17 protein-coding genes and 1 pseudogene are annotated in these 13472 nt (G+C 66.6%); 6 read left to right on the top strand and 12 right to left on the bottom strand.

Annotation, left to right across the window (positions count from 1 at the left end; genetic code table 11):
• The first annotated feature begins 136 nt into the window (after nt 1-136).
• A complete protein-coding gene (locus ACO0E0_RS14905; RefSeq protein WP_422872230.1) occupies nt 137-364 on the top strand; it encodes a hypothetical protein in 228 nt (75 codons plus the stop codon).
• 336 nt (nt 365-700) lie between these two features.
• Here the strand turns inward: ACO0E0_RS14905 and ACO0E0_RS14900 are convergent, their stop codons facing one another.
• From ACO0E0_RS14900 to ACO0E0_RS14880, 5 genes are all read right to left on the bottom strand, one after another.
• Nucleotides 701-1384: a cation diffusion facilitator family transporter gene (locus tag ACO0E0_RS14900; RefSeq protein WP_422872229.1), complete on the bottom strand. Its 684-nt coding sequence runs from the start codon at nt 1382-1384 to the stop codon at nt 701-703.
• Nucleotides 1381-1734, bottom strand: a complete 354-nt coding sequence (gene cmtR / locus ACO0E0_RS14895) for a Cd(II)/Pb(II)-sensing metalloregulatory transcriptional regulator CmtR (RefSeq protein ID WP_422872228.1) — start codon at nt 1732-1734, stop codon at nt 1381-1383. Before cmtR ends, ACO0E0_RS14900 begins: the two co-directional genes overlap by 4 nt.
• Before the next feature lie 90 nt (nt 1735-1824).
• Nucleotides 1825-2538, bottom strand: a complete 714-nt coding sequence (locus tag ACO0E0_RS14890; protein ID WP_422872227.1) for a M23 family metallopeptidase — start codon at nt 2536-2538, stop codon at nt 1825-1827.
• Between the two features lie 385 nt (nt 2539-2923).
• Complete coding sequence (locus ACO0E0_RS14885) at nt 2924-3520, bottom strand: DUF305 domain-containing protein (protein ID WP_422872226.1); 597 nt, start codon at nt 3518-3520, stop codon at nt 2924-2926.
• 107 nt (nt 3521-3627) lie between these two features.
• Complete coding sequence (locus tag ACO0E0_RS14880; protein ID WP_251155650.1) at nt 3628-4080, bottom strand: hypothetical protein; 453 nt, start codon at nt 4078-4080, stop codon at nt 3628-3630.
• Between the two features lie 204 nt (nt 4081-4284).
• Between ACO0E0_RS14880 and ACO0E0_RS14875 the strand changes: the two genes are divergently transcribed.
• On the top strand, nt 4285-4785 hold the full coding sequence (locus ACO0E0_RS14875; protein WP_422872225.1) for a DUF4396 domain-containing protein: 501 nt from the start codon (nt 4285-4287) through the stop codon (nt 4783-4785).
• Nucleotides 4786-4819: 34 nt separating this feature from the next.
• Here ACO0E0_RS14875 and ACO0E0_RS14870 read toward each other — a convergent pair whose 3' ends face one another.
• The gene (locus tag ACO0E0_RS14870) at nt 4820-6004 is read right to left on the bottom strand and encodes a permease (RefSeq protein ID WP_422872224.1); all 1185 of its coding nucleotides are present in this window, start codon (nt 6002-6004) and stop codon (nt 4820-4822) included.
• A 152-nt stretch (nt 6005-6156) separates the two neighbouring features.
• On the opposite strand from ACO0E0_RS14870, the gene ACO0E0_RS14865 reads away from it, so the two are divergent.
• A complete protein-coding gene (locus tag ACO0E0_RS14865; protein WP_182517004.1) occupies nt 6157-6396 on the top strand; it encodes a hypothetical protein in 240 nt (79 codons plus the stop codon).
• A 26-nt stretch (nt 6397-6422) separates the two neighbouring features.
• Here ACO0E0_RS14865 and ACO0E0_RS14860 read toward each other — a convergent pair whose 3' ends face one another.
• From ACO0E0_RS14860 to ACO0E0_RS14840, 5 genes and pseudogenes are all read right to left on the bottom strand, one after another.
• Nucleotides 6423-6866, bottom strand: coding sequence for a hypothetical protein (locus tag ACO0E0_RS14860; RefSeq protein WP_422872223.1), 444 nt, complete (start codon nt 6864-6866; stop codon nt 6423-6425).
• A gap of 379 nt (nt 6867-7245) precedes the next feature.
• Entirely contained in the window at nt 7246-8058 is an 813-nt protein-coding gene (locus ACO0E0_RS14855; RefSeq protein ID WP_002857202.1) for an AAA family ATPase, read from the bottom strand.
• Nucleotides 8055-9101, bottom strand: coding sequence for a Mu transposase C-terminal domain-containing protein (locus tag ACO0E0_RS14850; RefSeq protein WP_422872231.1), 1047 nt, complete (start codon nt 9099-9101; stop codon nt 8055-8057). The genes ACO0E0_RS14855 and ACO0E0_RS14850 overlap by 4 nt, the downstream gene beginning before the upstream one ends.
• Before the next feature lie 237 nt (nt 9102-9338).
• Nucleotides 9339-9449: pseudogene (locus ACO0E0_RS14845) on the bottom strand (hypothetical protein); the annotation flags it as partial.
• A 6-nt stretch (nt 9450-9455) separates the two neighbouring features.
• Entirely contained in the window at nt 9456-10058 is a 603-nt protein-coding gene (locus ACO0E0_RS14840; protein ID WP_002857200.1) for a recombinase family protein, read from the bottom strand.
• Nucleotides 10059-10407: 349 nt separating this feature from the next.
• Between ACO0E0_RS14840 and ACO0E0_RS14835 the strand changes: the two genes are divergently transcribed.
• Nucleotides 10408-10704 carry a rhodanese-like domain-containing protein gene (locus tag ACO0E0_RS14835; RefSeq protein WP_422872222.1) on the top strand — a complete coding sequence of 99 codons (297 nt, stop codon included), beginning with the start codon at nt 10408-10410 and terminating at the stop codon, nt 10702-10704.
• On the top strand, nt 10701-11060 hold the full coding sequence (locus ACO0E0_RS14830; protein WP_422872221.1) for a DsrE family protein: 360 nt from the start codon (nt 10701-10703) through the stop codon (nt 11058-11060). Before ACO0E0_RS14835 ends, ACO0E0_RS14830 begins: the two co-directional genes overlap by 4 nt.
• A gap of 77 nt (nt 11061-11137) precedes the next feature.
• Here ACO0E0_RS14830 and ACO0E0_RS14825 read toward each other — a convergent pair whose 3' ends face one another.
• Nucleotides 11138-12655 (bottom strand): catalase, encoded by a 1518-nt coding sequence (locus ACO0E0_RS14825; RefSeq protein WP_422872220.1) that lies wholly within the window; start codon nt 12653-12655, stop codon nt 11138-11140.
• 78 nt (nt 12656-12733) lie between these two features.
• Here ACO0E0_RS14825 and ACO0E0_RS14820 point away from each other — a divergent pair, with 78 nt between their 5' ends.
• Nucleotides 12734-13462, top strand: a complete 729-nt coding sequence (locus tag ACO0E0_RS14820) for a potassium channel family protein (RefSeq protein WP_422872219.1) — start codon at nt 12734-12736, stop codon at nt 13460-13462.
• Nucleotides 13463-13472 lie beyond the last annotated feature (10 nt).

The raw sequence follows: 13472 nt of genomic DNA, 5'->3' as shown, positions 1-13472 counted from the left end.
CTAGACAGCTCCATCAAGCCAGGAGGCCTCGCCGCGTCACAACCCCCGAAGTGTCACCAACGTCACGGCCAGGTACATCTAGACCCCCGCCCACGACGGGCGGGCTGGCCACACGGCCAAACCCGAAGGAGGCAACATGCACATCACCGACACAACGGTGGACATGCTGACGGCCTTCGGCGGCACCATCCTGACCGGCATCATCGCGGTCGTCGCCCCCGTGCTTGGCTTCCTCCTGCGCAAGCAGGTCACGGAGCTGATCAAGCACATCGTGGACGTCGTCGACGACCGCACGCTGGCCAGGGACCCCGAGCGGGCACGCATCGTCGCAGAACTGCGACGAGCCCGTTTCGGGAAGAAGTAGCCGCCGAAAAAACGCCAACCCTCATTCGGGAAGGAGAACTCTGCCCTGAGCTGTATCGATAGGGGTGCCTCATACGAGATGCGGACACGGATTGGCTGCCTCGCTAGCCAACTGGGCTTGGGGACGGGCTGCCCAGACCGCTACAGACCGAGCAGGCGACACGCACCGACCCGCCGCTCGACGTCATCGAAACTGTCGCATCGGAACCAGAGCTCCGATCGGAGCATGCACACCTGGCACTGTTCCGGCAGTGCCTCGACGTCTGCGACGGGCTCTCGAGCGTCCACAGACCAGAGCCGGTACCCGTCCGCCGAGCTGCACCAGGAGCCCAGCCGGTCAGCAGCAGTCGCACGCGTCGACGTCGCGCTCACCGATCAGTGCCGACACCGGCTGCTTGCACGCGTCGCCGCGCCCGGCCTCCAAGCCCTCCCGGACCGCGAAGACCACCACGACCAGGCCCGCCACCGGGTCGGCCCAGGCCCACCCGAACAGGGTGTTCAGCAGCAGGCCGATCAGGACCGCGGCGGAGAGGTAGCTGCACACGAGGGTCTGCTTCGAGTCAGCGATAGCGGACGCGGAGCCGAGTTCCTTCCCGGCGCGCCGCTCCAGCAGGCTGAGGAACGGCATCACGGCGAGGCTCACCGCGGCGAGGACGATTCCGACGGTGCTGTGCTCTGGCTCGCGAAGCCCAGCGAAGGTCAGGGCGGCGTCGACGGTGACGTACAGCGCGAGGCCGAAGAACGACACCGCAATGACTTTCAACGTGGTGCGCTCGCGTGCTTCCGGGTCGCGACCGGCGAACTGCCACGCGACGGCGGCAGCGGAGAGCACTTCCACGATGGAGTCGAGCCCGAACCCGATCAGCGCCGTCGAGGACGCCACCGTGCCGGCTGCGATCGCGATCACGGCTTCGATCACGTTGTAGGTGATCGTCGCGGCGACGATCCACCGCACCCGTCGCTGCAACACGCTCCGGCGCGCAGCCGACAGGGGGGCAGCGAGCTGTACGGCGGCGCTCATGCGCCGGCTCCGCAGCACAGGGGGACGTCGCAGGCCTTGTCCGTGCAGTCAGTGCCGTCATCGACGGCGAGAACGACGTCGACCAGAGCGTCCAGCGCACGTGACAGATGCGGGTCTGCGATTTCATACCGGGTACTGCGGCCTTGTGGGACGGCGACGACGATGCCGCAGCCGCGCAGGCACGCGAGGTGGTTCGACACGTTGGTGCGGGTCAACTGGAGCTCTTCCGCCAGCCGCGCCGGATACCCGGGCTCGTCGAGCAGCCGCAGCAAGATGCGGGCTCGGGTCGGGTCTGCGAGAGCCCGGCCAAGCCGGTTCATCACATCAACCCGAGAGGCTCTAGTCAGCATATGCTGACTATACAGCCGAGGATGACCATCCGAGGGTCGCTGCCTCATCTCGATAGCCGATGGCTGGTTGGACACCGCTGGGGCTAGGTGCTACAGCGTGCGTCCGGCGTTGGCGGTGAGCCACGGGATCGGGTCGATGGGTGTGGTGCCGCCGGGCATGACCTGCAGGTGCAGGTGCGCGCCGGTGCTCGCTCCGGTGTTGCCGACGAGGCCGACGAGCTGCCCGACGGCGACGGTGTCGCCTGGTCGGAGCGGCGAGGAGCCGAATATCATGTGCGCGTACAGGGTGGACACGAGGCGACCGTCGATCTGGTGGTCGATGATGACGTACTGCCCGTATTCGGGGTGCGTTGTCGACACTCGGACAGTGCCGGCAGCGACAGCTCCGATGGGGGTGCCGGCGCCGGGGGTGAGGTCCGCGCCCTGATGAATCGACGAGCAGGTCGCGCATGGGGCGCTTCGCGGACCGAACGGTGAGCTGACGGTGATGGTTCCGGCGATGGGCCAGCGAATGTCGCCGGTTCCGGTGTTCACGATCGTGCCGCCCGTGGTCGTGGGAACGCTCTGTTTCGTCGAGGCCGGTGCGCCCCCGGTTGACGCGGCCCGTGAGGCGGGTGCTGTCTTGGTGATGACGGGCTTCGGGGTCGGCTTGGTGATCGTGTACCCATCGCGGTCGACCGCGAGGGCCAGCCCGGACGCGGTGAAGCTCTGCCCGGCGGCGGCAGGAGCGACACCGGACACGACTGCGGCGGAGCCGGTCGTCGCCTGCGCGGGCAGCGCCGCGGCAGCGGTAAACAGCGCCATCGCGGCCGCGGCACCAGTGATCGGAACCGCGGCGAGAACGCGTGACCGCAGTGAGCGGACCGGTGTTGCGAGTGCAGCCGCGACGGGCGGTAGCGGCCGCAGCGCCGGCTGGGCAGCGGCAGTGATCGTCGCGGTTCGGGTGCGGCTGGCGGTCGAGGCTGCGGCGGAGCGTTCGGCGGCGAGGGCTTCGCGGCGCGTCCGGGGTGCGGGAATGGCGGGGGTCTGGGGATGCTGCTGAGGCACGGGCAGGCTCCAAGAGTGGTGGTGGCCGGCAGGCCGAAACGGGAGGGGTGACCCGAACGCAAGTCGAGCAGGGAGGAGAGGGCGGGCCGGTCGTGGGCCGCGGCAGGAAAGGGGGGAGCCCGCCGCGACCCACGCCGGGGCTTTAGAGGGACGCGAGCATGTCCTGCATCTGGGTGATCTGCTCGGTCTGGCTGGACACGATCGACTTCGCCATCGCGACGGCGTCGGTGTTCTTGCCCTTATCGACTTCGGTCTTGGCCATGTCGACGGCGCCCTTGTGGTGCTGGATCATCTGCTCGAGGTAGAGCTTCCCGGCGTCCTTCGCGGACGCCTTGTCGAGGTCGGTCATGTCGGAGTCGGACATCATCCCGGACATGGAGTGCCCCATCCCGGAGTGCTCCGACTCGACCGGCTCGCCCCAACCCTTGAGCCAACCGGTGAGCTGGTTGATCTCCGGGGACTGCTCGGCCTTGATCTGCTTCGCGAGTCCAGCGACGTCGGTATCGACGCCCGAGCCCTTGACGAGGAGCATGTCGCTCATCTCGACGGCCTGCTTGTGGTGCGGCAGCATCATCTGCGCGAACATCACGTCCTGGTCGTTGTGCGCCGACGCCGCCGACGTCGACGAGGACGACGAGCCCGCGTCGGAGCCGGTGTTGCTGGTGGAGCAGCCTGCGAGGGTGAGGCCGAGGGTCAGCGCGGCAGCGATCGCGAGCGTGCGCGTGGTGGTGGTGTGCATGATCTTCCGTTCCCGTGAATGCGTCAGGCGTTCCGGGCAGGCGGACGCCTCCCGGTTCTGGGCATGCGGAGGCCACCCATCGGGGGTGGGATCCCGCTGGGGGCGGATCAGATGCGGATGATCTGCAACGCCGTCAGTGATGGCGGTTTCGGTGCCGCGATGCGGCGCGGCAGCCGGTCAGCCAGCGCGAGAAGCCGCGCGAGCAGGTAGAGGATGCCGCCGGTCCGTGCGCGCAGCAGCGCCCACGTGAACAGGGCGATCGTCAGCGCGCACGCCATCCCCATCAGCGAGCACATCAGCGCACACAGGCCGCTGTCGCAGCCCGCATCGGTGAGGACGGTCATCACCGCAGTCGCAGGAGCCGCGTGCTCGGTGTGGCCGGCGGCGACGTGGCTGTGCTCGGCGGTGGCTGCGGGAGCAGCCATCGGGTGCTCGTGGCCGGCGGTGTGCCCGGCCATCGTGTGCATCAGGACCGTGAACCCGACCAGCAGCAGCAACGCCAGCGTCGCCGTGGCCTGCAACAGCAGCCGGCGACGCGGGGAGGTGGCGGTAGTGAGCATCAGTCTTTCGAGCAGACGGGTCGGAGGAGCGCTTCTATGGTGCGGTACCCCGAACGGCGGCGGCAACCTGGTGTCCGGATTCACACCGAACCCGCCGCGACCGGCCGAACCGGGAACATCGCGTGGAGTTTCGCGTTACAGCGCATGGTACCCCCTCGGGGTATATGCGAACTGTTGGCGTCGACCGCGCCAGATCGGAGCAGCATGGACACGCACGAGCACCATCAGATGAGCGGACACGAGCACGCCGGCCACAGCGGCGGGCACGGGACGACGACGTGGTCGATGGCTGCGCAAGCGACGCTGCACTGCCTCACCGGCTGCGCGATCGGTGAGGTCCTCGGCATGGTCATCGGCACCGCTGCCGGCTTCCACAACGCCGGCACGATCGTCCTGTCAATCGTCCTCGCGTTCATCTTCGGCTACGCCCTCACCATGCGCGGCGTCATCAAGTCGGGTCTGAGCCTCGGCGCTGCGTTCAAGGTCGCTCTCGCCGCGGACACCGTGTCGATCGCGGTCATGGAGCTGATCGACAACACCGTCATCGTTGCGATCCCCGGCGCGATGGACGCGCAGCTCAGCGACTGGCTGTTCTGGACGGCGCTGCTGTTCTCCCTCGCGATCGCATTCGTGATCACCACGCCCGTGAACCGGTGGATGATCAGCCGCGGCCTCGGCCACGCCGTCGTCCACGGCCACCACTGACCGGTCCGCTAGTCAACTCGATCGCGGCGCGCGGTCAGGCGTGTGAGTGTTCGTGTGCGGCGTGGTCGTGGCCGCCGTCGTCGGGTGCACCCTTCATCATCCGTAGCATCGACCAGGAGCCGCTGCGGATGAACACGGCCAGCAGGAACGACGCGATCAGCAGGAACACGATGTTGAGCCAGGTGGTGTAGTTCCAGCTGATAGAGGTCGCCACGATGCTCAGATGCCGGTTCGTAGGGATCAGGCCCAGCGGGGTGAACAGCAGTTCGACGGCGTAGCCGGCGAGGACCATCGCCCCGTAGAAGATCCCGGTGATCCGGAGGGCTGCCTTCCAGCCGTAGTACTTCCGGTAGATGACGATGATCGGGATGATGATCAGGTCCGCGAAGATGAAGCTGATCACGCCGCCGAAGCTGATCCCGCCGTTCCAGAGCACCGCGGCGAGGGGCACGTTCCCGACGGAGCAGACGAAGCTCACCATCGCGAGCAGTGGTCCGATGATCGGGTCGATGATGAACGCCAGCGTGGGGTTCCCTTCGAGGAACACCGCTTGGAGCCACGCTTTCGGGACCCACGCGTCGAACGCGCCGGCGATGAGCAGGCCGATGATGATGTCGCGGAGGACGGACGCCCAGTCCATGACGAAGTACTGCGACACGCTCGTCAGCCCGGGCTTCGAGAACAGTCGCCGCCAGAACCCCTGGTCGCCCTGCACGGACATGTCCATGGCCGCGTGTCCCTCCATCGATCCGGCGAGGCCCTTGTCGGCCTGTTCGCGGGCGGCGTCGAGGATCTTGCCGCGCATCCAGAGCCGGAAGCCGAGGGCGATGAGGATGATCATGATCGGTCCGCCGACAAACTCGGCGACGGTGAACTGCCACCCCATCACGAACGCCAGGATCAGCCCGAGCTCGACGACGAGGTTCGTTGACGCGACCTCGAAAGCCATCGCGGACGACAGGCTCGCGCCCTTCCGGAACAGGGCCCGTGCGAGCGCGACCGCGGCGTAGGAGCAGGACGATGACAGGGCGCCGAGCCCGGTCGCGACGCTGATCGCGCGTGGCGAGTCGTCGCGCATCAGCTTGGTGATCTGATCCGTGCGGACGACCGCCTGGATGATGCCAGACAGGGTGAAACCGAGCACGAGGGGCCAAAGAATCTCCCACCCCATCGAGCCGGCCGCAGCCAGCGCGTCACCGATCGACTGCAGCACGAACACCACTACCTCCTCCATCGGTGTTCGAGCTTGCTCCGCCGCAAGGAACTGGGTGCCATAGCAAGCATGTGAGGTTACACATGATGAGCCCGGGCCACTGTCTCGATAGACGATCGGTTATCGAGAAGGGGTGGGCTTGATGTCACACTCAGTCCATGGTCAACGGTGGCGGTGCTCAGTTTCCCGACGTCGACGAGCGATTCGACGTTCAACCTCGACACCTGTTCGGCCCGTTCTGGCAGGTGAAGGTGACCGACACGCTCACAGGACGAGCTGTGAACGTCTCCGGGGGAGGGTTGCTCACCGGCTACGGCTCGGTTAGAAGAGCAGCCCGGTACTCGACGCGCTTGTATCTCACGCAGCTCGCGCGTAGGGAGCGCCGCGAGGCCCGGTAGCCGATCGGTGAGCGGACGGTCTTCGCTCAAGACCTTGGGCTGAGCGATGTGCCGCCGGTGGTGGCGTCGATATGCAGGACCGGACGGGCATTGTTCTGCCCCTCGGGACGGATGATGACGTCCTTGCTGACCACCGAACTCACCAGCCGAAGAAGACGGATGAGACTGTCGACGGCCTCGTCCTCGACCATCTCCCGGAGGTCGAAGTCGAACTCGATCGGTGCGCCCCAACCGAGGAAAAAGTTCACCTGCACCCCGTCACTCGGCCATACAGAAAGGGTCTGTCCCACGCCGCTCGCTCCGGGTTCGACTGTGCGGATCCACGCAGCACTCCTGAGAGCGTCGCGCGGGGGAGCAATGTCGGCGTCGGAGGAACTGACGACCTCCCCGTCAGGCAGGACCGACGGCGCGAGGTCATCGGCTTCCTGGAAGGCCCGACGGAACGCGGCAGCGGTGATTCGATCGTCCACTCCGTGACACTCTCAACACGAAGCGCTGAGCGCAATGCGTTCGCGAAGAACGTCTCGTCGAGGTCACGTCGTTCCTTTACGTTCGGGGAGCCGCGAAGGTCGATCACATGTACGGCGGGCGGCAAGCACTTCGATCTGTGGGACGCTGTGCAGTCCCTGTTGCAGTGACGCCTCTCCGCGGGCCGTGCACGCAACCACCGATCCGCCGCTCCGCCGCTCCGCCACTTCCGCGCCGCCACGACGTGGGCGTGTCCGTTAGCCGGTCGTCAACCGGACGCTCGGCGTTCCCAACCTCGCGCGCGAACGGCCACGCTGGCAACCCGTCCGGATGTGAGCAGCTTCGCTCTGTGTCGCGGTTTTCGTTGCGTTCCGTGTCGGGTTAGGTGGTGCCGATGACGAGGGTGCTGCGGGCGGCTTCGACGACGTCGTTGGTGATGACGTCGAGCTCGTTGATCTTCAGGACACGTTGAATCTGTGGGAGGAGACGTTCGAGGAGACGGAAGTTGCCGCGGGTGATGCGTTCGACGGCGGCGATGGCTTGCGCGTCAGTGAAGTCGTCGGGGTCGAGGGTCTTGCCGAGCTTGCGCCATTGACGTTCGAGGACGAACAGCAGCTCGTCGTGGCCGAGGGGGCGGTACTGGTGGGCGAACCCGAGTCGGCTGTAGAGCTGTGGGTAGTGAGTGAACTGCTTCTCGATGCCGGGCATGCCGATCAGGATCATCGCGATGCCTGTTCGGTCGTACTGGTCGCGGAGCCACTCGATGGCGTTGCCGGTGAGGCGTTCGGACTCATCGATGATGATCAGCTCGAGCAGTGACGGGTTGGGGCCGTGCGCGTGGTCGACGTGGCCGCCGTGGAGGACGAGGTGTTCCTCGATGCAGCGTTCGGTGCGGATCATGTCGTGCCGGAGGTCCTCTTGCAGGGCGCGCATCGTCGCGGAGACCTCGGGCGTGTAGAAGACGGTCCGGGCGCGGTGGGCCGCGGCATAGATCTTGGTGTCGTCTTCACTGCGTGCGGCCCACCTGGCGATGAACGGGCCGATGCTGTCCCAGTGCGCGTAGCGGCGCGCTGAGAGGGTCTTGCCGACGCCGGCGGGCCCGAAGCAGACGCCGATGGTGTTCTGCTTCCGGACCGCGTCGGCAAACTCTGCGAACCGGCGGTGCTCCTTGGTGACGATGAACTGGCTCGTCATGACCGGTCCTCCTCGTAGGTCTTCAGTCGCGGCCGATCCGTCTCGACGGCTGCCGGTGTGGTGGTGTCGTCGAGTTTGGGATTGACGATCGCGATGCGTTCGTGGATCTGCCCGCGTAAAGCCCGGCGGTGAGCGTTCCTGGCGGCTTGGATCTGCTTGAGGCTGATCGTCTCGGTCTGGTGCTCGGTGCTGATCGCGGTGCAGAGGAACACGTCGCGGTGGAAGACGCGGATCTCGGTGACGTCGCGTGGGTCGTACCGGACACTCACGGTGCTACCGACGAACGGCGCGAGAGTGGCCGCGGTGTAGCGGAGGCCCTCGAAGTGGATGCCATCGCGCTGCACGACCCGCGTCGTGGGGACGGTGAGCAGGAACCCGTCGAGCTGTTCAAGGGACTCCGGGAGCCGTGGCAGCCACCCGTCTGCAATCCACGCGTGCAGTGGGCTCGTCCGGAGCTCGCGGTGGGTGCGGGCGTTGTAGCTGCGGATGAACGTGCTGATGGCACTGTCGACGCCGCCGAGATCCAGCGCCGGCGTCGGCGCCGAGGATCCGGCTGCGAAATGGCCGGGGAGCGTTGGGAGCAGTTCGGTGTTGATCGTGCCGAAGAACCGCTCGATCTTCCCGCGCCCCTGGGGCCGGGCGACCTGCGAGTGGATGATGCGGAGGTGCAGCACAGCGGCGGTGTCGCCGAGACGATGGCTGGTGAAGTCGGACCCGTGGTCCGTGTAGAGCACGTCCGGGATCCCGCAGACGGGCCAGTCCGGTTCCGGCTTGTGCCAGATCGCTTGGCGCAGCGCGAGCGCGGTGTTCGCCGCTGACGGGGCACCGAGGAACACCATGTACCCGCAGATCGCGCGGGAGTAGTCGTCGAGGATCACCGTCAACCACGGCCGTGCGGGCTTGCCGTTGGGCCCGACGATGAGCAGGTCAAGCATCGTGTGGTCCGCCTGCCAGATCGCGTTCGGGCGGTCCGCGCGACGTCGGAGCAGCAGCTCGTGTTTGTCACGGTATGACGCTGGCCCCTCGAGTGCGAGCGTCACCATTCCGGGATCGAGCCCGTTCACGATCGACCGCACGGCGGAGTACGACGGCGACGGCAGTCCCCGTTCAGCGCAGTGGACGCCAACCTGACGGTGAATGGTGGCGATCGACGGCCGCGGCTTGGTGAGCGCAAGCCCTTCGACCAGGCGGACGAGTTCCGGTGCTGTGCGTCGGACGCCATGGTCGGCGCGAGCGTCGTCGGCGAGGGCGGCGTATCCGCCTGTCCGGTAGCGGGCGAGCCAGCGTTGCAGGGTGCGCTCGGTGACGCCCGTGCTGCGGGCCAGAGTGGCAAGCGGGATTGCGTCCTCGACGTTCAGTCGAAGGATTCGCCACCGCTCGCTCGCGTCCATGACCGGCTACATCGTCGGTGAGGGCTTTGCGCGTCGGCGGGCGACGGGTTCGGCGTGCTTCGCGAGCGTCCGGTAGATGGTGGTGCGGCTGACGCCGAGGACATCGCCGATCTGCGCGACGGTCATGTCCTGCTGTTCGTAGAGCCGGCGTGCGGTGCGCACCTGGTCCGCGGAGAGCCGAGATGGTCGGCCGCCGGTTCTGCCGCGGGCTCGGGCGGCGGCGAGGCCGGCGTTGGTGCGTTCCTTGATGAGGTCCCGTTCGAACTCCGCCAGCGCAGCGAAGACGTGGAACACAAGCCGGCCACCGGGTGAGGTGGTGTCAATGGTCTCCTGCAGCGACCGGAACCCGATGCCGCGTTCGGCGAGTGCGTGCAGCTGGTCGATGAGGTGCCGGATGGATCGACCGAGCCGGTCGAGTCGCCAGACGACGAGAGTGTCGCCGGGGCGGAGCTGGTCGAGGAGCTTGTCGAGCTCGGGCCGGTGTTGCAGCGACCCGGACATGGTGTCGACGAACACGCGGTAGCAGCCGGCGGCGCCCAGCGCGTCGATCTGTAGCGACGCGTCCTGGTCGGTGGTGGACACGCGCGCGTACCCGAGGAGGTGACCCATGGAGAGAACGTAGCGAAACTCGACCAGGAGGGGTAGTGGCGGCACGTAGATTCCGGGATTGGGTTCCGTTACAAGACACGCCGCCTCACACGCTGCCGAACCGTCGGCACGGGCAGTTGTAGCGGAGTCGTTCGATTGTGCGACATCTCTACGTTCGATAGGTTGTGAGGGATAATCAATTCACGGAGGCTCGGCATCGGCGCAAGAGACCGGCTGCGTGCCTTCACGCTGTCGTGCTTACTTCAAGAGCGGACGCGTAACGTCGCGAGCGTCGCGGTCGGGTTTGCGACGCTCGTGAGAGATTTCGGGAGGATCGTGTCCCGAAAGTTGGAAAGGAATTGGGATGGCCATGCCGGAGATCACCGTCGACGAACTCGAGCGGCTGTCCGCGAGGACGGTGATCGATGTTCGGGAGCCCCATGAGTTCGCTGGCGGCCATGTGCCCGGCGCGACCAACGTCCCACTCGGGACGGTGCTGGAGAGCGCCGCGACGTTTGCGGATGCTGGGCCGGTGCACGTGATCTGCCAGTCCGGTGGACGCAGCGCGAAAGCGACGGACGTGCTTCGTGCGGAGGGAGTGGACGCGGTCAACGTCGTCGGCGGCACGTCGGCGTGGCTGTCCGCTGGTCATGCGGTGCAGCGATGAACGACGGCGTCGAGGGGAGGGAAGTGGTTCTGCATGCGTTCGCTCCGACGGCCGAGGCGCTCGATGCCGCACTGCGGGTCGCGCGGAACGCAGTGCAGGCACTCGAGTCGGGCACGACGGTGCGCCTCGTCGTGCAGGGCGGCGCCGTAGCGGGCCTGACCACGGATGGCGGCCACGTCGAGGACGTGCTGACGACGATGAGGTTCTCCGACGTGGAGGTATTCGCCTGCGGCAACAGCTTGGAGGGCGCCGACATCGACCCGTTGTTGCTGCTCGACGGCGTCGTCGTGACGCCATCCGCGGTGGCGTTCATCGTCGATCAGCAATGGCAGGGCGCGGCGTACGTGCGTCTGTAAGACGTTCGGCGCTGACCCTTCGGCGGGCGCACGGAACGAGCGCCCGCCGAAGTCGCAGTGATTGATCTGTCCGCGGGTCAGATGGTCTTCTCGGCGAGGTCTCCGTTCGTGGTCGGTCCCTGCCCGGTGGTGGGTGCTGCTTCGGCTTCTTGCTGCCAGTACTGGTCGCGGATGCGGGTCCCGGTCTCGGTGTCCAGTCGGTCGAACATGGCGAACGCGCGGGACAGGACCGGATCCTTGACGCCATTCAACAGGTGCCCGACGACGTTCGCGACGAGACGGTCGCGTTGCGGGTCGTCCATGACGTTGCGGATCAGATTGTGGCCCTGGACGTAGTCGTCGTCGTCGGTATGGGCGACGTACGGTGCGCGGACGGTGTCGCCGGATGCTGTGTACCCGGTCCCATCGTCGGCCTTGGCCGGGTCGGCTGCAGGCCCGTCGTAGGAGTTGGGTGCGTACACGGGCTGCGCGGGGTCCGGGTAGGAGATCCGCATTGCGCCGTCCTTGCTGTAGCTGTGAACGGGCGCGACCGGTGCGTTCACGGGCAGCTGCTGGTAGTTCGCGCCGATCCGGTAGCGGTGCGCGTCCGCGTAGCTGAAGATGCGGGCGAGCAGCATCTTGTCCGGGCTCGGAGCGATCCCCGCGACCAGATTCGAGGGTTCGAACGAGGCCTGCTCGATCTGGGCGAAGAAGTTCTCCGGGTTCCGGTTCAGGGTCAGCCGGCCCACCGGCCGGAGGGGGTAGTCGGACTTCGGCCACACCTTGGTCAGATCGAATGGGTTGAACCGGTAGTCGTCGGCGTCGTCGAGCGGCATGACCTGCACCGATACCGTCCATGACGGGTGGTCGCCGCGCGCGATCGCCCCGAACAGGTCCTGCTGGTAGAAGTCGGGCGATTCACCGGCGAGCCGGGTCCCCTCGTCTTGCGTCAGATGGTCCGTGCCCTGGTCTGCGTGCAGGTGGTACTTGATCCACACTGCTTCGCCGTCGGCGTTGATCCACTGGAACGTGTGCGACCCGTACCCGTTCATCTGCCGGTAGCTTCTGGGCAGGCCCCGGTCACCGAAGAGCCATGCGACCTGGTGTGCGGACTCCGGTGAGCGAGTCCAGAAGTCCCACTGCATGTTGTTGTCGCGCAGGTTCGTGTCCGGCATGCGCTTCTGGGACCGGATGAAGTCTTGAAATTTCATCGGGTCCCGCACCCAGAAGATCGGGGTGTTGTTGCCGACGAGGTCGTAGTTGCCTTCGGCGGTGTAGAACTTCAACGCGAACCCGCGCAGGTCTCGGAACGTGTCCGCGCCGCCGGTCTCGATGGCGACGTGCGAGAACCGGGCGAGGACCTCGGTGCGTCGGCCGGGCTGGAGGAAGTCTGCTCGGGTGAGGTCGCTGACGTCGTCTGTTACCTCGAAGACACCGAAGGCGCCTGCGCCCTTGGCGTGAACGACGCGTTCCGGGACTCGCTCCCGGTTGAACTGCGCCATCTTCTCGATCAAGTAGTGGTCGTGCAGCACGATCGCGCCCTGCGTGCCTTGCGTCAGGGACAGCTCGTCGCTGGCGACAGGGGCTCCGGAGTTGGTGGTGGTCGGGTCTGACATGTTTTCCCGTTCTGGTTCGGTTCTCTTGGTAGGGAATTACTGAAGCGCGAAGCGTTCGATGGGCAATACCGTCTACCTGTGAGGTGGACACAGCAGCGGTGGGAACGGGTGATGCGATGGCCGCTGGCGTTGGCCGCGGGAGCGTTCCTTGCGGCGTACGCGGTGGAGGTCCTCGCCGACCAGCACGGCCGTAGCGCGTTCACATGTGACGTTGTGATCAACGTGACCTGGGCGATGTTCGTGGTCGATTACGTCGTCATGCTCGTTTTGGCCCGTCATCGCGGTCAGTGGTTCGTGCACCATCTGGTGGACTTGGCAGCGCTGGCGTTGCCGTTCTTGCGGCCCCTTCGGCTGTTGCGGCTCGTGCAGCTGTTCCGAGTGCTGCAGCGCAGCACCGGAGCTGCTGTTCGTGGCCGGGTGATCGTGTACGTGGTCGTCACCACAGCGTTGCTGGTGTTCGTGGCGGCGCTGGCGATCCTCGACGTCGAGCGGCATGCCGAAGGCGCGACGATCGTGTCGTTCGGAGATGCCCTGTGGTGGGCGTTGGTCACCATCACGACCGTCGGGTACGGGGACCTGACCCCGGTGACCGAAGCTGGTCGGTTGATCGCCGCCGGCGTGATGATCAGCGGTATCGCTTTGCTGGGTGTGGTCACTGCCACGATCGCGAGCTGGATCATCGATCAGGTCGGTCGACGTGACGAGGAAGCACAGACCGCGACGCGGCGGGAACTGCGTGACTTGACTGCGGAGATCCGGTCGTTGCGTGAGGAGCTGCAGCACCGCCAGCCGCCGTCGGGAGGATGATCCTCCGACG

The sequence above is a fragment of the Curtobacterium phyllosphaerae genome (genome assembly GCF_049341865.1).
GTDB lineage: Bacteria > Actinomycetota > Actinomycetes > Actinomycetales > Microbacteriaceae > Curtobacterium > Curtobacterium phyllosphaerae.
This window is presented reverse-complemented; position numbering and strand designations above follow the sequence as displayed.

Coding starts and splice junctions, on each gene's coding strand:
- ACO0E0_RS14885 (WP_422872226.1), bottom strand. CDS start 3,520: ATGCACACCACCACCACGCGCACGCTCGCGATCGCTGCCGCGCTGACC.
- ACO0E0_RS14900 (WP_422872229.1), bottom strand. CDS start 1,384: ATGAGCGCCGCCGTACAGCTCGCTGCCCCCCTGTCGGCTGCGCGCCGG.
- ACO0E0_RS14855 (WP_002857202.1), bottom strand. CDS start 8,058: ATGACGAGCCAGTTCATCGTCACCAAGGAGCACCGCCGGTTCGCAGAG.
- ACO0E0_RS14835 (WP_422872222.1), top strand. CDS start 10,408: ATGCCGGAGATCACCGTCGACGAACTCGAGCGGCTGTCCGCGAGGACG.
- ACO0E0_RS14865 (WP_182517004.1), top strand. CDS start 6,157: ATGGTCAACGGTGGCGGTGCTCAGTTTCCCGACGTCGACGAGCGATTC.
- ACO0E0_RS14890 (WP_422872227.1), bottom strand. CDS start 2,538: ATGGCGCTGTTTACCGCTGCCGCGGCGCTGCCCGCGCAGGCGACGACC.
- ACO0E0_RS14830 (WP_422872221.1), top strand. CDS start 10,701: ATGAACGACGGCGTCGAGGGGAGGGAAGTGGTTCTGCATGCGTTCGCT.
- ACO0E0_RS14840 (WP_002857200.1), bottom strand. CDS start 10,058: ATGGGTCACCTCCTCGGGTACGCGCGCGTGTCCACCACCGACCAGGAC.
- cmtR (WP_422872228.1), bottom strand. CDS start 1,734: ATGCTGACTAGAGCCTCTCGGGTTGATGTGATGAACCGGCTTGGCCGG.
- ACO0E0_RS14850 (WP_422872231.1), bottom strand. CDS start 9,101: ATGGTGACGCTCGCACTCGAGGGGCCAGCGTCATACCGTGACAAACAC.
- ACO0E0_RS14880 (WP_251155650.1), bottom strand. CDS start 4,080: ATGCTCACTACCGCCACCTCCCCGCGTCGCCGGCTGCTGTTGCAGGCC.
- ACO0E0_RS14905 (WP_422872230.1), top strand. CDS start 137: ATGCACATCACCGACACAACGGTGGACATGCTGACGGCCTTCGGCGGC.
- ACO0E0_RS14825 (WP_422872220.1), bottom strand. CDS start 12,655: ATGTCAGACCCGACCACCACCAACTCCGGAGCCCCTGTCGCCAGCGAC.
- ACO0E0_RS14875 (WP_422872225.1), top strand. CDS start 4,285: ATGGACACGCACGAGCACCATCAGATGAGCGGACACGAGCACGCCGGC.